Genomic DNA, 23,006 nt, shown 5'->3' on the forward strand with positions numbered 1-23,006 from the left:
GAACGGAGTGAGGAATGTTTTTCCGCTTGAGAATTCGGGATAACATCTCCGATACTTCCACCGAGACAGTGCCAACGAGAACTGGTTGCCCCCGCTTGTGATAGAATTCTATTTCGTCTATAACGGCGGTGAATTTTTCTTTGCGGGTTAGATACACTCTATCGTTGAAATCGACTCTTCGCACGGGGCGGTTGGTTGGTATCTGGATAACATCAAGTTTGTATATCTCCCAGAATTCGGGAGCTTCGGTCATAGCTGTTCCGGTCATTCCGGCGAGCTTGCGATACATCCTGAAGTAATTCTGAAGCGTTATTGAGGCATATGTTTGCGTTTCGCCGGCGACTTTAACTCCCTCTTTCGCCTCAAGAGCCTGATGCAATCCTTCCGAATAGCGTCTGCCGGGCATTAGTCTGCCAGTAAACTCGTCAACTATTATAACTTTGCCCTGCTGGACAACATAATCGACATCTTTGGCAAACATTACATAAGCTTTTAGAAGCTGTGATATGGCATGGTTTATTTCACTTCTTTCGGCAAACTTTTTGTAAACTTTCTGTTTAAGCCTTTGCTTCTCTGCCTCAGAAAGTTCTTCGTCTCCCTCTATTTTGGAAAGTTCATCGGCGAGGTCTGGCAGAACGAAAATTTCCTTGTCTTTTTTGCTGAATCGCGCGAGTTCTTCCCTTCCCTTATCAGTAAGATTTATCGAGTTTTCGTGTTCATCCACTACGAAATAAAGTTTCTCGTCGAGTTCGTTCATCGTTTTATCGCGAAGCCTTATGGCTTCTTCGTGGTTTACCGCTTTAAGGATTTCTGGTTCCTTTATGAGCTTCAGATACTGTGGGTTTTTGGGAGTGCTTCTTTTGACCATCAGGAGCATCGTTGCTGCTTGTCCGCGAATTTTGCTGGCTTCGCCTCCTTTGCCCTCGGCTTCGAGGTCCTCCGCTTTTTTCCAAAGCCTTCGCGCATTAGCAAGAAGGTTGGCAGATTCCCTCATTTGAAGAGATACGAGGTGGCGAACAGGTCCATTCCACCTGCGGTATTTTTCCGCTATGCTGCTCTCAACAGGTCCTGAGATTATGAGCGGTGTTCTTGCCTCGTCTATTAGAACCGAGTCGACCTCGTCTATTATAGCGTAGTAATGTTCTCGCTGAACCACCCCTTCCGGTGTTACGGCCATGTTATCGCGTAAGTAATCGAACCCGAAGGCGTTGTTTGTTCCGTATGTTATGTCCTTGAGGTATTGCTCCTTTCGTTCCGGCGTGCTGGGCTGTATCCCTTCGTGAACTACTCCAACAGTTAGCCCAAGGAAGTTATAAATCATACCCATCCACTGGGCGTCGCGGCGCGCAAGATAGTCGTTAACGGTAACGAGATGAACGCCCCGTCCTGGCGGTATAGGAGTTTCGTCCTCGGCTTCGAGCGGGACGAATTGGTATTTATCGATGTCATCGCCCCAGCGATTCAAAGCAAGCTTGACCCAGTTGTGGTCAAAAGCGAGCGCATTAAGGTAAAGCGGCATGGTGGCGACGAGCGTTTTTCCCTCGCCTGTGGCCATCTCCGCTATTTTGCCCTCGTGAAGGACTATGGCGCCGATAAGCTGAACATCGTACGGAATCATGTCCCATACCATCTTCTGACCCATCAGGGTAAACTCAGTTCCCACGAGTCTCCGGCAGGTTTCCTTAACAACGGCGAAAGCTTCGGGCAAAATCTCATTCAGAACTTCCTGTTCCCGCTGAAAGATTTCGTTAAGGAGTCTTTCGCGCTGGTCCCTTAGCTCCTCTATCTCGTCGGCGTCCTGACATGTTGATATTTCATTATCGAGTTCTATTAGCTCCTTGTGAAGGTCTATGGTTTGCTCAAGTATTCTTCGCCTGAACTCGTCTGTTTTTGCGCGTAGCTCATCATCCGAGAGCGCAGCGTATTCTTCGTAAAGCTCGTTTATGCGCTCAACTGTGGGCATCAACTTCTTTATGTGTCGCTCGGACGCCGTTCCAAATATTTTGTTAAACAAACCCATACTCCCGTTAGAAGTAATTTTTAACCATATAAAATAATGAAAAATCTATCATTTTCAACATTAAACTTGGATACTTTCTTGGCAATAAGCGGTAGCACAGTTTTTTCTTGATAAATTTTAGCGAGAGCGCAAATTTTTAGAAATGATTAATCAAGACCTTTCAAAAAGGCCTATTGGTATTTTTGATTCCGGCGTAGGCGGGCTTACCGTCGTTCGTGCGCTTCGTAAGGTTCTTCCTGCCGAAGATTTGATATACTTCGGTGACACGGCTCGTTACCCCTATGGTCCACGTTCGCCGCAGATAGTAAGGAAATTCGCGCTTCAGAATGCAAGACTTCTTATGGGGTTTGGCATAAAGTTTTTGCTCGTGGCTTGCAACACCGCTTCAAGCCTTGCCATGGACGAGCTTGCTCGCTGGATAGTTGCCCCAATGATGGGTGTTATCGAGCCCGGTGCTAAAGCTGCTGTTAGAGCGACTAAAAACAAAAAAATAGGAGTCATAGGGACTGTCGGGACAATCAACTCGGGTGCATACCAGAAAGCTTTGAAATCACTTGCGCCGGATGCGGAAATTTTCGTCAAACCATGCCCGCTTTTCGTGCCGCTCGCAGAGCAGGGCTTTTTCGAGGGCGAAGCTGTGGAGTATTTTGTGCACTATTACCTCGACGAAATAGTAGAGCAGGGAATAGACACACTTGTCTTGGGGTGCACTCATTATCCGCTTCTGGTTAATGCTATAAGGAATGTCGTGGGCAATGAAATAACTATTATAGATTCCGCCACCGCTGTAGCTGAGGAGGTGAAGGATTTCCTTGCCGAAAATAGACTTCTTTCTGATGCAGGTGAAGGAAGCGTGAAATTTATGGTTTCAGATGCTCCCGAAAGGTTTAAGGAGATAGGGGAAAGATTTTTAGGCGAAAAAATAGATAATATAGCGCTTATAACAAATCACACTTAAGAAATAGCTTGAATGAGTTTGTTTTATTTGTTTATTATATTAAAAATATCAAGGTTTCGGTATGAGGAAAACTGCACTCATAACTTTTGTTGCTGTCTTAGCCTTAATAAATGCACAGCCAATAAATGAGCCTTTACAGTTCTTCCCCAATCCAATGCCTGAGATTCCCATACCTATCTGGGAGAACGGGAGGATTTTTTCGGCTCAGTTCGCAAAGCCTTTTTACGGTATAGGTGACAATCTTTACACGGCTAAACTTTCTTTTTTCTCGCGAAAGCTTTATTTCGGCAGGTTAGGCGGCCGTTTTGAGCACATAAGCAATAAATACTTCGGTCTCGAGAAGATAGCGCCGATAGGTATCACCAGTGAGTTCCATGTTCCTTATATAGGAATTGGCGTTAATGGATGGTTATCGCCAACATTGTTCTATGGACACTATGCTGTGAGCGATTTCCACGAATTCGTCGGCAACGACCCTGTATTCGCTGATAGGTCGTGGTTTTTGTCAGTTGGTCTTGATGGTGGTGCAAGGATCAGAATCAAGAATGGGCACATTAATCTGTGGCTCGAAAATATTGTCAAACCGCGCCTTTCCGTATCAAGCGGTGAGAACTCATCGCAAAGGCGACTTAATTTTACCGCGGACTATCGTTTGGGGCGATTCCTGTGGCTGTGGGCAGGTGGTAAGTATCAGGCAGGCATTGGTTTTGTTCCGCAGGCGGGCGCAAAGTTGAGCTATGCTGGTGCGAATTTCCTTGCTGGCGTGAGAAATTATTCAGCGTGGGTCGAGCTCGTTTTACCGTTTTATAAGAGTGGTTTTCACCTTGGGTACAGCATGGGATATCATTTTGCTACTCCTGAGGTCGCCTCTTCCGGGCTTGTCTCTCATGAGGTTAGTCTTATTTATGCTGAACGTGTTAAGCCACCACCACCGCCACCACCAAAGCCCAACCTTTTCGTAATGATTGACAGCATAGCCGATGTCGTACCCCTCGACACAGTTAAAATGCGAATGATGGTCGCTAATAACGGTGAGGCCCCTATCGATTCGCCGGTACTCGTTTCCCTGGTTAGGGTAGCCTACGGTGATACGAAGGTGGTTCGTGTTGATACATTGCCGCCGCTTGATGTGGGTGATACGATAGGATACAGCATATCGTTTTTGCCCAAGGTACCCGGTTCATACTCGATATTCATAACGGTGGATGATGATGGCAGCAGGTTTCCCGGTGTTAATGGTAAAATACTGGAAACCGACGAAACTGACAACAGGCTTGCTCACTCTATAACGGTTTACGAGAAAGTTCGTGCTGAAGTTAAGCCAAAATTGCCATTCATATCGATTCCAACGCTGACTTACATAAGGCAGGAGGAGCCGTTAGAACCAATAGTGTTTTTCGAGCCTAACTCGGATAGTATACCTCCACGGTTTATGCGCGCATTAAGCGTTATTGCTGAACGAATGATTGATAACCCGGAAGTGCTGCTTGAGGTGAGAGGATATGTTGACACATTAAGCGATACTCTTGGCGAGGAACTTGCTCGTAGGAGAGGGGAAAGAGTTGCAAAAACATTGGTTAGATTGGGTGCGCCGAAATCGTCGGTAATACTGGTTCCCACAAGCGAATACGACTATATGCGACCAAGGATAAAGATAGTTAGCCCTTATGTCCCGAAACGGGATAAGGAAATGATTTGCGAGGAAAACCGTCGTGCCGAGATAACCGCAAAGCTTATTGGAGTCAATGTTCTCGCATACCAGTTTGAGATAGGACTTGACGAGACCGACCTTCCTGATTCGGCGAAGGCTGTGTTCGACACATTAGCTGATAAAATTGCTGGATTGTTGTGTTCCAACGCCAACGCAGTTATTCTTATCGAGGGCATTCCGCCTAAGGGCACTGACCCAATTCTTACCCTTGAAAAGCTCGATATGCTCAGAAACTATTTGCTTCCCAAGATGCAGATGTTCTGCCCCCTTGAGCGTATTCCTATTGCTTTGGGTGCTGGTGAAAGGGAATCCGATAAAGCGCTCGTTAAAGTTTGGCTTACCGCTGAGGAGATAGTTTTCAAGTCGATAAAGGAGGCTATAGTGGCTAAAGATTTCGATATACCAGCGGAGTATGCTCAAAATGTTATTTTGGTCGACATTACAGCTGACACGCTCATTGATTCGCATATGGTTTGCGTTATTGCCGGCGAGGGCGAGGAGACCACGGTCATTTTGTCCGAGGGCGCAGGTCCACCGCCAAAGAAAATACCTTGGAATTGGCGCGACAAAGAGGGAAACCTTATTGACCCCAGAAAAAGCTATCAGATATCAGTTCATCTTAAGGATAAGTACGGGCATTCTTATGACTTTCTATCGGAACCTATTCTTATTCTTGTGGAGAATTGGGAGCATAGAACGGAATCATCAGTAATGGTCAGGTTTACATTCGACGAGGCGATAAGCGAATCGAAGTATCTTGAGAGCCGCCTTGAGGACCTTGCTAAGGTGATAATTAGTAAAGCTAACATTCCTGGCAATAAAATCATTGTACGAGTCGTTGGACACACTGACATTATAGGTACCCCGGCAAGAAACCTTCAGCTTTCTTATGAAAGAGCAAATCATGAACTATATCTCTTTAAGGAGCTGATGAGGTTCACATTGGGTCTTAAAACCCGGAAAGAGTTCCAGAAATGGCTTAACGACCACAACATAAAATTCGTGGTTGAGGGCAAGCGCGACCTTGAACCTTATAAAATTTTAAGATTCAAAGGCGGAAAGGTTGAGGAGGTGCTTATAGGAGACGATAGATTGCCCGAAGGCAGAAGTATAAATAGACGAGTAACAATATCAATAGAAGAAATTCTTCAAAGGAAGTAAAGCAAAAATGAAGCATGATAAGACGACAATAATACTCGTTCGGCACGGCGAGACGGAAGCTAACAAAGAAGGGATTTTCCGCGGGAGGGCTGATTTCCCACTAAACGAGAATGGGCTTAGACAGGCTGAAGCCCTTGCCCGTGAGCTTGCTCATTTTAAAGTGGACTTTGTAGTTTCGAGCCCGCTTTCGAGGGCGCTTAAAACGGCGCAAATAATAGCTGAATCACAGAGTTGTCCGCTGAAAATTGATGAGCGATTCACGAACATTTCGCTTGGTGAGTGGGAGGGGGTGCCACATAAGGTTGTGGCGGAAAAGTATCCTCGTGAGTATGAATTATGGCTTACTCAGCCTGAGAAGCTCAAAATACCAGGTGGAGAAACGCTTTATGAGGTTATGGCTCGTTCGGTGGCGGCATTAGTTGAATATGCGGAAACTAACTCTGGAAAGACATTTGTTGTAGTTTCTCACAGAGCGGTTTTAAAGCCACTTATCGCTGGTTTGCTCGAAATAAAAGAGCCGTATTTCTGGAAAATTCACATGGATACAGGCGCCTACACCGTGTTCCACCACACAAAAGCTCGTGGCTTTGTCCTTTATGTACACAATTACAATAGACACATTTCGAAATTAACCGAAGAGCATATGTGATGAGTTTGTTCGGCACAAAAAAATTTGCTTTAGCAGTGGTTTTACTTGGTTTTTTCGGGGCTTCGTGGGCGTCAGCGCCCGGACCTTATGCGGACCTGATTCTACCTACTCCTGCGCACTGGAGCGGGTGTTCCCTTCAGGTTATAAAAATAAAAATAGCTGACTCTACTGATGCGGTCGACACCTCGACAATACATGTCAGGATTGCTGGAATCGATTATTACTGGGGTGACTCCGCGCTTAGCTGGGTTAGTGACTCGATTCTTGTTATCGTTCCGGATTCGGCGTTCGGGAATGGTGATACGGTATTGGTTGAGCTCGTTACAGCAGATGACACCTCGGGTTTTCACCTTCAGGGGGCGCCGCGCCAGTGGAACTTCTATGTGGACCTTGATTTGCCATTTTTTGACCCGGACAGTCGCTATCCGCCGCCGGGAACCACCGTTTGCAGCGGTGTCGGAAGTATAGCGGTTGTTGTTATGGATACGACATCGGGGATTCCATACGATGGTCTTTGCATGTGCTTTAACTCATACTGGTTCACATGTCCTACCAACAGATCGTCGGGCTTTTGCTGGCAGCCTATGACCAATCCAGTGCCGACATATGCTGATTCGGTTTTCTTTATGCGCTGGGGATACCTCGATTCCATGGGCTACCTCGCCGCCGAGGATTCCATTGAAGTATGCCTTCGCAAAGCAGTAGATAGAGTAGGAGTTGGTATTTCTTCTCCTGAAAGCGTGTGCGGACCACATTGGTTCGATACGACGGATAGTCGGCAATGCTGGAGCTTTGTCAAGGATTGTGCTGGTCCGTTGGCGTTCCTCGTTTTCCCCGGAAATGGCGATACTACTGCGTGCGATTCCATAGTGTTTTATTTCAGGGATTACTCGCAAATAGACACTACCAATGTTCAGCTTTACATAACGGGTGGTGGTATGCCCTATATTTCGTCATCGCCGTATTTTAATGCCAACTCTACTGGCGATACTGCATTCTATGTCGGCACACTCCCTGAGGGGAACATTACTGCGCACATTATCCGCACCCGCGATGTTAACGGAAATTGGCGAACCTCGCACCCCTGGTGGAATTTTTTCGTGGACAAAAGCCCACCTGTAGCATCAGCGCCCAATCCCTCTGAAGGCGGAGCTGTGGCTGTGGATACACCATTCATATCTGTTCGAATAACCGATTCTCGCACTGCTGTGGAGACATCAAGCGTCGTGGTGACTGTTGAAGATGATACACTCTTAATGTCGGACAGTTCTGTATGGTGGGACAGCACGAGGGTGCACATATCAACGAGCCTTGCGGGCATAAGTTTTTCAGATGGTGACACGGTTAATGTCTGTGTCACGCAGGCTTGTGATATTGTCGATTCCAATCTTTGCGGACCAAACTGCATTACATCGCCTTTTTGTTTCTGGTTCTATATAGATCAGTCAGGACCTATCGCACATCTTGTGAGTCCGCCCGACAGTGCTTTCACGGCGTGCGATAGCCAGGGTTTGATATTAACCATAACTGACCCCAACGGCGTGGATAGCACCACGATAGTTTTGGTGGTGGATAGCGTTACATATGACTCAATGGAGAATATGACTTTTATCTCCGAAACGCTTGTCTTCGCCCCAGATAGCGCTTGGAGCGATGGGGACACGGTTTACTGGCAATTAACTGCGGCAGAGGATTCGCTGGGAAACCCGCTTTACGCAACTCTTTCTGGATTTTTCGTGGTTGATCTTTCGCCACCTATTTTCCTTTCAATATCACCTCCGCAGTGGACGATGTTCGGTCCGTCGTGGATGACTGTTGAATTTACGCTTTACGATTCCGGTGCAGGAGTTGACCCATCGACAGCCACCATAACCGTTAATGGGCACAGTTTCAGTTATCCGTCGGGTTTTAGCTGGTCTGATTCGATTCTTTCCTTTAATCTTGCCACAACTGGGCTTTCTTTGGCTGATGGGGATACAATTTTGGTTTGCCTTGAGGTGGGCGACAGCATACCACCCTCTTTATGCGGACCCAACATGGGCGATAGTTGTATAAAATACATAGCAGACCTTGCAGGACCGCTTGCTGAAATGGTATTCCCGCTTCCAGAGTCGATAACGGCATGTGCGGATAGCTTCATAGTGATAGTATTTTCCGACCCTAATGGACTTGACACATCGAGCGTAACTATTCGCGTTAATGGGGTAAGCTATTCCGTGCCGTCTCCGTCGATAAGATTTTTGGGAGACACGCTTTTCTTTGAACCAGCGGCACCTTTCGCGCATGGAGATACGATTTTGGTCGAGGTTACCTCTGCTGAGGATACATTCGGGAACGATATTGATACCACCTACAGTTGGTGGTTCGTCGTGGATACGCTACCGCCTATTTTGGTTGACTACTTTCCCGATGCTGGGGATGGAATATCGAGCCCATCACCTCTTGTGAGAATCTGGCTTGAGGACTTTCCGGCGGGCGTGGACAGTTCGACTGTAACGATAAGGGTTAACGATACAGTATATACTATTTCGGACAGTGGCGTAAGCTGGAGTTCGGGGCAAATAATTTTTAATTCGGCAGTAAGAGGACTTACTTTCAGCGATGGCGACACCGTCGAAGTTTGTCTCGTAAGCGTATCTGACCGCGTTAGCGCTGATTACTGTGGACCTAACAGTTGGTCGCCTGACACCTGCTGGTGGTTCTACATTGACCTATCTGGCCCGACGACCTATCTTATGCGCCCCGATGAAGGTTCGTATACTTCCTGTGACACTCAACAGATATGGGTTTACATCTACGACCCCGAAGGCGTTATACCGGAGAGCACCGCTATAAGAGTTAACAGTGACACATTCAGAGCGTGGCTCGGCGAGCTTACTATGGACGGTTCGATAGCTAAATACAGACCCTCAACTCCTTTCACAGACGGTCAGGTGGTTAGCGTTCAGGTGATTCACGCCACGGACTCTCTTGGTAATACCACCACAAGCGGCGATGTCTGGACTTTTACTGTTGATCTAAGTCCACCTGTGTGGCTTTCTACTGACCCACCACCCGATACATTCATAGCTGATTCCACACCAACGATTACTCTGTCAATAGTAGATTCGCTTGCCGGAGTGGATACTTTGTCGTTCACGATAACTATCGGTTCCAGCACATTTGTTGGCACATCGGCTGGGGTGAGATACTCTGGAGGACGCTTCATCGTAGATTTAGACTCACTGGGATTATCGTTCAGTGATGGTGAAACTCTAAGTTTTTGCCTTGATTCCGTGGGTGACCTTGCAAGGTATTGCGGTGCGAATGTCCTCGTTGCAGATAGTTGCTGGAATTACTACATTGACCTCTCTGGGCCCTATGCTCAGCTCATTTTCCCGGAATCGCTTTCTTTCTTCGCCTGCGAGAGCGGAACGATAAAAATAGTTCTTGATGATAATTTTGGCGTCGATACGATTACCATAAGAGTTTCAGTTAACGGAATTTCGTATGACCTCTCTGACACAGAACTTTGGTGGTCATCAAATACTATTTATTATTCGCCAAGCGTGCCTTTCTCGCACGGTGACACTGTTGAGATCGAGGTAGTGTCCGCAAACGACCTTGCCGGGAATCATATAAGTTTTGGTGGGCCATGGCGGTTCTTTATTGACACCGAGGGACCCGAAGTTATAGCCTTTGCTCCGCCCTCAGGCTCGTTCATTGGTGATCCGACCGATACCATTTACGCCCATCTTAGAGACGAGGCAGGAGTGGATAGCACAGGGATAAGGGTTTTTGTGGCTGGGACTTTGGTCAGTAGCGGGTATTGGTTTGACAGGGATAGCGTTCGTGTGGGATTCGTTTTCTCGTCGGCGGGAATATCGCCCTCATCAGGTGATACATATGTTGTCTGTGTAGGGGCGAGGGACCTCGTTCCGCCCTCATATTGCGGTCCTAATGAGGGTGACACCTCCTGTGCCCGATTCATTTTTGACCTTGAGGGACCGTTGGCAAGGTTCATTATGCCGCCGGAAAGTTCATACACGACTTGCAATAACCAGCGAATACAGGCGGTTTTGACTGATAATTATGCGGTTTCACTTACCTCTATTAACTTGAGGGTGAACGGAGTTAACTATACTCTTGCCAATCCTGAACTAAGTTATACAGGCGATTCACTGCTTACATTTATGCCCTCTTTGCCTTATCCTGAGGGCATGGTTACCGTGGTGCTGTGGGGTGTTACCGACCATGTTGGGCATCCGCTTGCCGGTGATTCGGTAATCTTGCACTTTTTCACGGATTACTCGCCACCTGTGGTAACATCCATTTCACCACCGCCGGGAGATACAATAATGACTGACAGACCCACATTCTTGATAGGGCTTGCTGACTCTGGAGCTGGTGTCGATGTCTCATCTATCGTTGTGACGGTAAATGGGACGCCATTCGGGTTGAGTAGCGGATGCGTCAGTTGGGATGATAGCGTGGTTTCCATAACTCCATTTGACTGTGGCATGACATTCGATGATGGGGATAGCATAACGGTTTGCATTAGTGCTTCTGATAATCCTGATTTATGCCCACCTAACGAGATGGCCGACACATGTTGGCATTATATAATTTCGACGAGTGGCCCGCTGGTAACCCTTTTGACTCCTCCGAGTGGAGCTGTAAGTTCGTGTAACGATCAAAACATTATGTTCAGAATAACTGATGGGAATGGCGTGGATTCCGCTTCGATAAGGCTTAATGTTAATGGGACCATATACACGATAAGCGACCCTGAATTAAGCTTCTACAATGATACTCTTGAGTTTACGCCTTCGAGTTTATGGTCGGATGGTGACACGGTGGTCGCAGTGCTGACGCGTGCTGATGATATGGTTGGGATGAGCAGTCCCGACGTTCCCGAATCGGTGGTTTTTGTGATCGATCTTTCGCCGCCTTATGTGGCGAGTCTTCACCCTCCCGCAAGAAGCGGTTTTGCCTCAGCTGGGTCAACCATAACCATTGTCTTGACTGACGATATAGCTGGTGTCAACCCTGCTACGATAAATTTGCGTATTGATGGTTTATTGTTCACATACCCGTCCGGTGACATGCGCTACTCGAACGATACACTGACATTTAGCGTTTCCGGGATGGGGTATATTCCATATGACGGCGAAAGCTTGCTTATTTGTGTTAATGCTATGGACATGCCAACGCTTTGCACCCCTAACCTTATGGGCGACTACTGCTTCAAGTATTTTTATGACTTCACGGGGCCAATCATAATAATGCTATTCCCTTACGATTCGGTGTGGACGAGTTGTTATGATACGATGAAATGGCGACTTTACGATATTTCCGGGATAGATACAAGTTCGATATTGCTTATTGTTGATGGTGATTCATGCGACCTTAGCTCGTCGGCTGTTTATCTTACGGGTGGGCAAATTCTTCATTTCGATTCCGATACCGCCCTCGTCGAGGGAACGATGTTTGATGTCGTGGTTCAGGTGAAAGATAAGGTTGGCAACCTTGGCGGTCCCGATACATTCTGGGTAGGGTTTGATACTACGGCTCCAGTCATATCTGACCCTCACCCGCTCCCTGAAACTATTCTTACAATAACCACTCCCTTGCTCTCGGTGCGGGTTTCCGATAATGCCTCTGGAGTGGACTATGATAGTGCTATAATGATTATAAATGGAACTGATACTCTAACATATCTATCGGGCGAGCTAAGTTGGTCGGGGGAGAGCCTTTACTCTGACCTTTCAGCGCTTGGAATCGGTCTTGACTCCATGGGGACTACATATGTTTGCGTCGATGGGTTCAAGGATTCGGTGTGGTTGTGTGGTCCCAACATAGGCGATAGTATGTGCTGGCGGTTTTACATAGATGCTATGCCGCCACAACCTGAGCTTGTTATTCCGCCAGATAGCGCTGTGGTTTCCTGCGAGACAGTTGTTGTTGAGGTGATGCTACACGATGTCCACGGCATCGACTGGTCACTTACAAGATTTAATTTCCGCGGTTCCGAGGTTCTGACCACATCTCCGGGGATGACGATACTTTCTGACACGAGTTTCAGGTATTCACCGCCTTTCTCTCTTGCCGATGGCGAGACGATAGCATTCTATGTTAGCCAGAGCGCGGATACGCTCGGGAATTTTGGCTTCGGCTATCCCACATGGCACATAGTTATTGACAGAAGCCCACCCCTCATTACCTTCGTTGACCCTCACGATAGCAGCTACATAAATTACTTCTGGTGCGCAGGCGTTTTCGACAGCATCGCCGGCGTGGATACTTCCTCAATCCAAGTATTGGTTAATGGCATCGTCACCGACAGAACCACCAGTGCGGAGACCGTCTGTGTAAACCTATCCTCATTTGCTTTCGCCGACGGTGAAACTGTGTTCGTGTGCATAACGGCACGCGACCTTGTTACCTGGTGTGACCCGAACGGGATGGCACTGCGATGCTTCACATACTTTATTGATCGTACTCCACCTACCGCCAGCCTGCTCCACCCGCCGTACGGGGCTGTTACATCCTGTGTTGATCAAAGGATAATTTGGCGCCTTATAGATAATCAATCGTCAATCGAGGAAAGCACAATAACAGTTATTTATGAAGGTGACACCCTGACGATATCTGATCCACGGCTTTCGTATGAGGGTGATTCGTTAATATTTACCCCAGATACCCTCATCCATGGTGACACGGTGAGGGCGATACTGTTTAGCGCGTCCGATGTTGCGGGCAACGCTGATACATTCAACATCGAGGGGATGTTTATCGTTGACTTATCGCCTCCGTATGCGCGCGCTTTCCCGCCAGAAAGCACCGTTATAACGACTCCTTCGCCCTCATTTAGGATTGAGTTCATCGATTCTCCTGCCGGCGTGGACACGGCAACCATAATTATTATGATTAACGGCGATACAGTCAGCTTCCTGTGGACCGACAGTGGCGCGGTGGTCGATTGTAGAGCTGAGGGTATAACATTCGCTGACAGAGAAACTGTTACTGTTTGTGCTTCGGCCGCAGACCTTGCGGACATTTGTCCAGCTAATGTGATGGCGGAGACTTGCTTTACCTATTTCGTGAATCTATCAGGACCTGTGGCAACGATAATATCTCCTGCAAGGTGGGACTTTAATGCATGTGATTCGACCGAGCAGAACATTGTTATGACTATTTTTGACGCGGATGGCGTGGATACCCTCACTATAGTTTTTGTCGTTGAGGGCGACACTTTCAATATCGCATCGCCCGAACTCGAATTTAGCAACGATACCCTTACATTTATTCCATCATCTCCGTGGCGTGATGGTGATACAGTTTGCGTTACCCTCGTATCAGCTCAGGATGTGTTCGGGAATGACATAGCATACCCTGTAGAATGGTGCTTCGTTATGGACCTTAGTCCTCCGACATTAGGCTCACCCTCACCATCGGATAGCTCCATCGTAACGAGCCTTATAGGCGGGGTGTCAGTAGTAATATTTGATGAGGGCAGCGGAGTTGATTCTGCCTCCATAATGCTCTGGATTGAGGGTGGAATGGATACATTTACCATAGGAAGCGGTTTGCTCTGGCATGATTCTATTGCATCCGTGCCGGGAACGCTTCTTACTGCCTTTTCTGGAACCCTTACTATTTGTGCGCGGGCAAGCGATATGCCCGATGTTTGCGGTCCTAATGAGGATTCTTTGTGCTGGGTCGTGTTCGTCGTTGCAGGTGGTCCCACAGCTATACCAATCGTGCCAACGCCATCCCAGATTATTTCGTGTCGCGACACCGAACAGATATTGCTTATATACTTATACGATGAAGATGGTATTGATCTAAGAAGAACAGTTCTCTGGGTTAACGGAGATTCGGTAGCCTTCATTTATTCTCATGATACCCTCATTTATGTTCCTTCACCCTCATGGGAGCACGGGGAAACCGTTCATGTCGCCCTCATTTCGTATGATTCCGCTGGATACTCGATGGTGGATACGCTTCGCTACTGGTTTGTTGTGGACACCCTTCCCCCTGAGATAGGCATAATTTCTCCACATTTTGGCTGGGTTTCCCCAAGATTTTTCGGAGATAGCTGCATCAAAGCATTGATAATTGATGATATAGCTGGTGTCAATCGTGACAGCACCATAATTAACCTTAGATTGGTCGATTACCATCACGATTCAGTGCGAACAGTTTTGTTGCCCTCATTCGCTGGCGACACGGCGGACATTTGCCCTCATGAAAGCTTGCTGATATTTGGCGGAATAGATACTACTGGTACATTAACGGTTTGTATAAAGAGTTCTGATCTTGCGCAGCTTTGCGGAAATAACGCTGCTGAGTCGTGTTTTACTTGGCTTTATGACCCTATTCCACCGCGCCTTCTGGGAAGGTTCCCGCCTGAGTTTGTGGTAACGAATTGTCCTGAAAGTGCCTTCGCGATTGTGGCGGATTATGAGTCTGGCATCTTTGAGGGAGCATGTTCAGTTGTGGTTAACGACTCGTCTGTGCCGTTCAGCATAACTTCGGCTGGCACGCTTTCGTGGAGCACGCCACCGTATGAAACCGGTGATACGATAGTAATCGCCCTCAATATGGTTGATACTGCCCTCAATGATACGAGCTATTACCTCCATCTCGTTGTTGATACTACGCCACCAATAGCTATAAACCCTGAACCGCTGCCATCGACTGAGGTGAGGACAACGGTGCCCACGATATCAGTGATACTTATTGATTCAATAACAGCGGTCGACGAATCCACTATAGTTTTAATTGTTAATGGTGATACTTTCACAGTGGACTCTGCGGGTGTATACTTTGAGTGCGATACACTTAGACTCGTTTGCGATAGCGCAGGCGTCGCTTTCCACGAGGGCGACACGGTTGAGGTTTGCGTCGTTGCTGCTGATACGGTTAGAATATGCTCTGCTAATGTTATGACCCCGTTCTGCTGGAGTTTCAGGATTGCCTCGATGACTGGTCCTGTGGCATCGCGCGTGTTTCCGCCCGACTCTGCAGCGATAATTTCATGCCGGGATACAACCCTTCTTCTCCTTATCTCTGACCCCGATGGTGTGGCTGAATCAACCATTGTTTTCGTGGCTAACGCTGGCACCCTCACGACTGACTCGCTTGCCCTCACATTAAAGGCTGATACCCTCATATACGATTTGAGCAGGTATTCTTCTGGTGAGACATTACAGTATGCTTTGCTGCGCGCCGACGACATATATGGCAATCCTCTCGTTTCCGCTCTATACGGCATGGTTGTATTCGACTTTTCACCGCCTGTCTTGATAGCATGGGAAAATGATACAGCAATATCGCCGTCTTCTGTTCTCTGGTTTGTGCTGGTGGACTCGATAAGTGGTGTGGATTGGTCCACATTTACCCTCATCGTGGGACATGATACCCTCACCTCTTCGTCGCCTGGTGTAAGTACTGTTGGCGATACAATTTTCGTGGACCTCGCTTCCGCTGGAATAGCTCTGGTGACGGGAACCAATACAATGGTGATACGCATTGGAGATTCCCCTGATTATTGTGAACCAAATTATCTTGATACGACATTGGTTGTTTACGGGCTTTTTGGTTTGCCCACCGTTGAGCTCATATCACCGCCTGACAATTCGATAATATCCTGTGATGGTGGGAATATATGGTTTGTGCTCCACGATTCCGACGGGATTATTTACGACTCGGCTGGGCTCGTTATCGGCGACACGCTAAGATTCGTATGGGGCGATAGACCTCCTCAACTTTCGCTTCGCGGTGATACCATAATATTTAATGCTCCGGGAATGTTTTCTCATGGTGATGTGCTCAGGGTAAAACCGATAGGGTGTGATTCATTATTCAACTGGCTACCTCCAGTTACATGGATTTTCGTCGTGGATTTATTGCCTCCCGATGCAAGATTCATCCAGCCTGACACCACCGTGCCAGTTTATGATTCGCTTGCGATAATAAGAGTTGCAGTAACGGATGAGCCAGCAGGTGTCAACGATGATTCGATTGCGGTTGAAATTGTTACTCCAAGGCGGGCATGGTTTTTAACGCCAGATTCAACCGGAGTGACTTTCGCAGCATCGACACTTTCCATCGACCCATTTGAGGTTAATAGGCACTTCACATGGCGCCCGGAGCTTGATTCGGTGCTTTTGTATTACCACGAGAACGAGACCATCTATGTTTTCTTGCGAACCTGTGATAATGCACTGGTATGCGGCAACAATTGTACAATGGATACATTCAGTTTCTTCACTCTGGACGATGATACACTGCCGCCTTATGTAATTCTTCCGCACATAGAACCGAATCCCGGTGAAACCGTGACAATAACCATACCCGCATTTGACAGCAGCGGCGTGGATTCTACCTGCACATATGTGATTGTCGACGGTGAAACGCTCAGAGTAAGTGTGGTGTCATCAGGTGATAGTTTCCTTGTGGTTTTGCCCGGACTCGTGATTCCACCGCTGGGCGAGACACTACGCATAACTCTTCACATATGCGACCGTGATTTGGACTTCATGCGCGAATCGGACAGGAGTGAGACCACATATACTTTAACGATTATCTCGACCCCTGGCGAGGGACCCGATGTAAGGTTCCTGATGCCAAATAATGGTGACTTTACATCGTGCCGCTACGGACCAATTCTACTTTTGGTTACCGACCCCGATGGCGTGGATACGGCATCGCTCGTTTTGAGCGATAGTTATGAAGTGGTTTGGTCTGGAGATACGGCGTTTATATATCCTTATCAGCCGTGGAATGACGGCGATACTATAGGTATATCGGTCGTTCAGGTGCGCGATGTATGGGGTAATCCCGGTGCCACAGATTCCGTGTGGTTCGTTGTGGACATCTCACCTCCTGCGATCGAGCTTATCTCACCAAACGAGGGAATAATAGACTCAGAAGAGATATCACAGATATCCATTTCAGATAGCCTGTCAGGCATTTCAGAGGCTGTGGTTATAGCTGGGGACACAATTGTAACTCTCTATGCGGGAATTAATCATCTGCCGCTTGGGGGCTTGCCGCGAATAAGAGACACCCTCTGGTTAAGGGTGAAAGCATGCGATAATGCGCTTTACTGTGGTAGAAACTGCGCTGAAACTACTTTCTACTTTATTCCAAGGTTCGAGACGAGCTGCGATGTGTTCCCGATCCCCATTACGCCTAATGGTGACGGAAGGAACGATGTGCTTTATTTCGTGTATCCGGGTATGCTGGATGAACCAGCCACAGCGATAATACTAACCCCTGATGGTAATTTTGTGCGAAAGTTGTTCCTTAAACCAACAGTTCCCACGCACGGAAATTTCTGGGATGGGAAGTATGAAGATGGCACACCTGTGCCGACTGGAATATACATTTATATGATATTCATAAATGACGAGCTGATATGCAAGGGAACCATAGTGGTTGCAAGATAACAAGTGGAGATGCTTGATAGTGGAGCAAAAATTGTCGCCGGTGTGGATGAGGTCGGCAGAGGTCCTTTAGCAGGGCCTGTGGTTGCTGCCGCTGTGATAATAGATGGTTCCAAATGGCGTGATTCAAAGAGTCTAACGCCAAAGATGCGGGAAAAACTTTTTTGTGAGATACTTGCCAGAGCAAAAGCCGTATCGATTTATGCGGTTCCGCCGGGATTAATAGATATTATTAACATACGGAATGCCTCGTTTCTCGCTATGCGAAACGCTGTGGCGGGACTTGATATTGCTCCCGAGGTTGTTTTCGTTGACGGACCCTGGGAAATACCGGGACTAAAGGTAGCTCAAAGACCGGTCGTAGGCGGAGACAGAAAAATACCAGTTATAGCAGCTGCATCGATAGTGGCGAAGGTGGCGCGCGACATGTTGATGGGAGCCTTAGGAGAGATTTTCAGAGGTTACGGTTTTGACCATAATATGGGCTATCCAACCAAGTTCCATTATCAGGCGCTAAACGCTCTTGGTCCGTGTCTTGTTCACAGACAGAGTTTCCGAATCAGGTGATTTTGCCCTCTATTACAACGACTATTTCTCCCAGTGGTTTGTTTTCGGAGAAGTGTTTAATGAGCTCGCTTAATTTACCGCGAATCGTCTCCTCGTGAATTTTGGATATTTCACGCACGACCGCAGCCGTTCTATCCCCGAGAGTTTCCTTTACATCAGTGAGGAATTTTATAAGTCTATGAGGTGATTCATAGAAAATCAGTGTGTACGGCAGCTCGACTATCGATTGTAAAAGTTTTCTTCTTCCGCCACTTTTTGATGGCGGGAAGCCTAAAAAAACGAATTTATCGGTCCTCAGCCCGGAAAGTATCAGCGCTGGAACGAATGCCGTTGGTCCGGGGAGCACACATATGGAAAATCCCTCTTCATAAGCCGCGCGAACAAGGTATCCACCAGGGTCCGAAATACCGGGCATGCCTGAATCGGTGACATATGCTACAACATTCCCTTCGCGAAGTTTGCTAATAACTTTTTCGGTCCGAACTTTTTCGTTGTAGCTGTGAAGCGATAGAAGGGGCTTTTTTATTCCTATGTGGGAAAGCAAGATTTTCGTTCGTCTTGTGTCCTCACAAAAGATAATGTCAACTGTGCTGAGGGTTTCAATTGCTCGCTCAGTTATGTCGTCAAGGTTGCCAATAGGTGTTGGAACGATGTAGAGTTTTGCATCTTTGGCGCGGAAAATTTTCATCACCAAAGCTCCTTACCGATGTATTGCCCCAGCGATGAATCATAGCCTAATCTTATATAGTTTCTGTATTCGCCTATCCGAGTGTGAAAGACATTTTCCTCAAGCCACGACCATAATCGCACCCAGAGTTTGTCGTGCTTATGCCGCACAGGGCTTTCAGGAAGCCAATCCCAATTTCTTTTTGATATGCGCTCCTGCATAACTTTCGGGTGGGTTCCGGTGAAAAGCCTTAGGTTTCGCGGGCTACCGTAATCGAAGGGAACATATTCGGGAAGGTTTTTCTTGCGCGCTTCTTCCTCACCTATGTGGACGGTATCCAATGCTATCATCTTCTTGCGCATTTTTAACGGGTCTCTGACCCAACCGTAATGATAGACCTCGGCGGGTATTTGCACCACTTTTAGTTTCCTTTCCCCGATTCTGAAACCCTGCGCACTGCGCCAGCTCCTCACTCCTATACCGTTTCTTATAACCCTTATCTCTCGTCTATACCAATGGTGTGTCCAATGGTAATGATTGTAGTCACCCCAGAAATGCTTGAATGAAAGCAGAAATCCCTCCACTTCCTTTTTGTCCAGATATTTCTCGCATGCAGCTTTTATTACTGGCAGATACTTTTCGTGTATAACCTCATCAGCCTGAAGATACACGCAGAAGTCGCCCGTGCATGCGTCAAGTGCTATATTCGTCTGGACTGCATTGGACCTGCCCGCAACGAAATCAGCAGGGTCCCATACGGTTTCTATAATTTTTATTTTTGGGTCGCCTATGTTCCGTATAATTTCTGTCGTGTCGTCTTCGGAATCACCGCAGGCTATAACGAATTCGTCGACTAAGGGAAGTATTGATTTTATGGACTCAACAACTGGGTAATCGAGTATTATAGCATTTCTAACAAAGGAAAACCCTGATATTTTCATATTTTCACCTCCATTGATAATTTTTCAAAATAATTTTAATTCGCAAGTTTTTAGTTGATTTTTTCTTTGAAAACAGATAATTATATATAAGCAATGAAAGCGAAATTAATTCTTTAAAAAATTGTAATTTAAATGGGAGGTAAAATTGGCGAAAGAGAGATTGAGCGCTAAAGAACGCAAAAGAATAGTAGCTCTCCTTAAAAAATTCACCACCGCATTTGGTCCATCATCTTTCGAGGATGACATCCGAAAACTATTCAGGGAAGAAGTTAAGGATATAGCGGACGAGGTAAAAATATGCGGATTGGGGAGCATTATTGCCAGAAAAAGCGGGACTAATGAGACCCCTCGCATAATGATTGCCGGTCACATGGATGAGGTCGGTTTCATGGTTCGCGGGATAACCAAGCAGGGTTACATAAAGTTTAACACCATAGGTGGCTGGTGGGGACATGTCCTTCTTGGGCAAAAAGTGCTCATAAGGACCCGTGACGGAAAAGAAATAGTCGGAGTTATTGGTGCTAAGGCTCCCCACATACTCACCCCTGACGAGCGGAAGAAAGTTATTGAGCCCGATAAAATGTTCATAGACATCGGCTCCTACGAAGGCTACAATGCTCCAGAGAAGCTGGGAGTAAAACCCGGCGACCCTATAGTGCCTCTAAGTGAATTCTACGAGCTTGGTGACGGGAAAATGCTTATGTCTAAAGCATGGGACAACAGGATAGGTGTTGCTACTGCTATCGAAGTTATACGGGCTCTTAAAGGTGATGAGCATCCGAACACGGTTTTTGCCGTTGGGACCACTCAGGAGGAGGTCGGGCTGCGCGGCGCAGGAACCAGCGCGTTTGAGGTTAAACCAGACATAGCTTTTGCCGTTGATGTGACGATAGCAGCTGATACACCAGGCTCCGAGGACACTGACTTCGCGGAAAAGTGCGGTAAAGGACCCTCAATATCGGTTATGGATGCGAGCTTGCTACCGAATCCAAGGCTCAGGGATTTTGTAATATCGGTCGCTGAGGAGGAGGGCATACCGTATCAGCTTGGTTCGCTAACTCGCGGTGGAACAGATGGCGGAATGATAGCTCGGACTCGTTCAGGGGTGCCTACACTTACTATTTCTGTCGCCACGAGATACATACACTCCCACAACAGCATACTTCATCTCGACGACTTCATAAATCTCGTAAGACTTCTGGTTGCTACCATTAAAAAACTTGACGAGAAAGCTCTGGAAAAAATAAGAAATGGCTAAGTAAATTTCATATTTTCTTGACTTATTGATTTTTCCTACTGATATTAGTCTGGAGTAATCTGAAAAAGGAGGGCGAGCATGTTTAAGAGGCTTTCGTTTGTTTTTGCGCTGGTTCTTGCTGGTGCAGTGTGGGGTCAGATAGATACACTGCTTTTCGAAAACTTCGATGACCACTGGGACACCACTGGCTGGATTTTCTACCAAAAATTCTGGCACATAAGAAGCGATACGATAACTGTTCACGGACATTCGGCTCCCCCTTACGACGGCGGGTATTGGTGGTGCGGGATAGATTCCATTAACGGTTACAGCAACTGGTGGCTTCAGTATCTGGTAAGCAGAAAGTTTTATATCCCACCGACTCACACCGGTCCCGTTCAGCTTAGTTTCATGCTCAACATGAACATTGAGCCGCCCGCAGTGTACAGGATTTACGATGGCTGGGATGGTTTTAATGTCAGGATTTCCACTGATGGTGGCGCGACGTTCCAAGTTATAGAGCCTACCCCAGCTTATCCGTGCAGAAGCATGTATTGTTTTGCCCTTAACGGCGAAGGAGACAGCATACCCGGTTGGGGTGGTTCCACTACTGGCTGGGAAAGGAAGGTTTTCGATATTTCCACCTATGCTGGGGATTCCGTGATAATAGCATTCGTTTTCGCAGCAGACCCTGCCGTCTGCACTGCTGATACACCTGCTGCGGGGTTTTATGGTGTGCTTATAGACAACATTGTCGTTAAGGACTCTATCGATACATTTTTCGCCGATTTCGCCGTTGATACTAGCAATTTCAGCCCTCGCGATGGCTACGGCACATTTACTCTGACTAACACCACCGCTCACTCCGATTCATATTCACTTGTTGCCCCCAATACAATAGGGAAAAACTATTATATCACCACTCCGATAATTCATGTTCCCGACTCAGCGGCGAGTTATATTACTTTCGCTGTTTTCTGCGATATGCCCGATGCTGATGGTGACGGGGATGATTTGCTTGAAGATTATTACATGCTTTTCATAACCACCGACAATGGAATCACATGGGAAAGGTTGATGTATGATTATGCCCGCAATAGCGCAGCTATAGGCTGGACGATATGGACGGATGATTCGTGTTTCGACCCGCCAACGACGCCACCAATTGATAATAAACTTAATCTCCTCGATTATCGTGGTGAAGACATTCGGTTGCGATTCATAGTGAGAAATGATTTTAATGCAGACGGCGGTTCTGGAACTGGTTTCCATCTTGATGATTTGTGTGTTTACTCTATTTTTGGTGCTTTAGACGATGTTAGTGCTGATACGATTCTTCTTGGTCCTATTAACCTTGGCAGCAGACTCGACCTCCATGTGGTAGTACGAGGCATAGGGCTTTCCACTGATACTGTTACCGTAGCAGGTAGGATTTATAAACTTTCTGCCACTGATACACCTGTAGTAAGGTTTTTCTTCAGTCCGCCTACCGAGGTCGGGTACGAACAAATCAAGTTCTTTTCGTTTGATTGGACGAGTCCGAGTGAAGCCGCAAACTACTACATAAGAGCATGGACAACATTAAGTTCAGATGAAGACCATAGCAACGACACATGTATTACAGTATTCACCGTTCATAATGCATTTTTCAGAGAGTTAG

Annotated in this window: 10 protein-coding genes and 1 pseudogene; 7 read left to right on the top strand and 4 right to left on the bottom strand. The window is 47.0% G+C overall.

The genetic code is table 11. The annotated features are described in order from the left end of the window. Together secA (J7J62_04475) and secA (J7J62_04480) are read right to left on the bottom strand one after the other, a co-directional pair. Positions 1 to 1,555, bottom strand: a 1,555-nt coding sequence (gene secA / locus J7J62_04475; GenBank protein ID MCD6124410.1) for a preprotein translocase subunit SecA, incomplete at its 3' end; no start/stop codon positions are given. A gap of 27 nt (positions 1,556 to 1,582) precedes the next feature. After that, a pseudogene (secA, locus tag J7J62_04480) lies at positions 1,583 to 2,020 on the bottom strand (preprotein translocase subunit SecA). A 142-nt stretch (positions 2,021 to 2,162) separates the two neighbouring features. On the opposite strand from secA (J7J62_04480), the gene J7J62_04485 reads away from it, so the two are divergent. From J7J62_04485 to J7J62_04505, 5 genes are all read left to right on the top strand, one after another. Beyond that, the gene (locus J7J62_04485; GenBank protein ID MCD6124411.1) at positions 2,163 to 2,978 is read left to right on the top strand and encodes a glutamate racemase; all 816 of its coding nucleotides are present in this window, start codon (positions 2,163 to 2,165) and stop codon (positions 2,976 to 2,978) included. A 61-nt stretch (positions 2,979 to 3,039) separates the two neighbouring features. Then, entirely contained in the window at positions 3,040 to 5,850 is a 2,811-nt protein-coding gene (locus tag J7J62_04490) for a hypothetical protein (GenBank protein MCD6124412.1), read from the top strand. Between the two features lie 7 nt (positions 5,851 to 5,857). After that, complete coding sequence (locus J7J62_04495) at positions 5,858 to 6,499, top strand: histidine phosphatase family protein (GenBank protein MCD6124413.1); 642 nt, start codon at positions 5,858 to 5,860, stop codon at positions 6,497 to 6,499. Further along, on the top strand, positions 6,499 to 17,937 hold the full coding sequence (locus tag J7J62_04500; GenBank protein ID MCD6124414.1) for a hypothetical protein: 11,439 nt from the start codon (positions 6,499 to 6,501) through the stop codon (positions 17,935 to 17,937). The genes J7J62_04495 and J7J62_04500 overlap by 1 nt, the downstream gene beginning before the upstream one ends. A 9-nt stretch (positions 17,938 to 17,946) precedes the next feature. After that, positions 17,947 to 18,501, top strand: coding sequence for a ribonuclease HII (locus J7J62_04505; protein ID MCD6124415.1), 555 nt, complete (start codon positions 17,947 to 17,949; stop codon positions 18,499 to 18,501). Here J7J62_04505 and rsmI read toward each other — a convergent pair. Together rsmI and J7J62_04515 are read right to left on the bottom strand one after the other, a co-directional pair. Further along, the gene (rsmI, locus tag J7J62_04510; GenBank protein ID MCD6124416.1) at positions 18,494 to 19,189 is read right to left on the bottom strand and encodes a 16S rRNA (cytidine(1402)-2'-O)-methyltransferase; all 696 of its coding nucleotides are present in this window, start codon (positions 19,187 to 19,189) and stop codon (positions 18,494 to 18,496) included. The two genes, J7J62_04505 and rsmI, sit on opposite strands and share 8 nt — an antisense overlap. Beyond that, entirely contained in the window at positions 19,189 to 20,109 is a 921-nt protein-coding gene (locus J7J62_04515) for a glycosyltransferase (GenBank protein ID MCD6124417.1), read from the bottom strand. Before J7J62_04515 ends, rsmI begins: the two co-directional genes overlap by 1 nt. Positions 20,110 to 20,293: 184 nt before the next feature. On the opposite strand from J7J62_04515, the gene J7J62_04520 reads away from it, so the two are divergent. Both J7J62_04520 and J7J62_04525 read left to right on the top strand, forming a co-directional pair. After that, positions 20,294 to 21,367: a M42 family metallopeptidase gene (locus J7J62_04520; GenBank protein MCD6124418.1), complete on the top strand. Its 1,074-nt coding sequence runs from the start codon at positions 20,294 to 20,296 to the stop codon at positions 21,365 to 21,367. Between the two features lie 78 nt (positions 21,368 to 21,445). Continuing rightward, the coding region (locus tag J7J62_04525) for a hypothetical protein (GenBank protein ID MCD6124419.1) at positions 21,446 to 23,006 on the top strand (1,561 nt) is incomplete at its 3' end.

The organism is bacterium (assembly GCA_021159335.1).
Lineage (GTDB): Bacteria > UBP14 > UBA6098 > B30-G16 > B30-G16 > JAGGRZ01.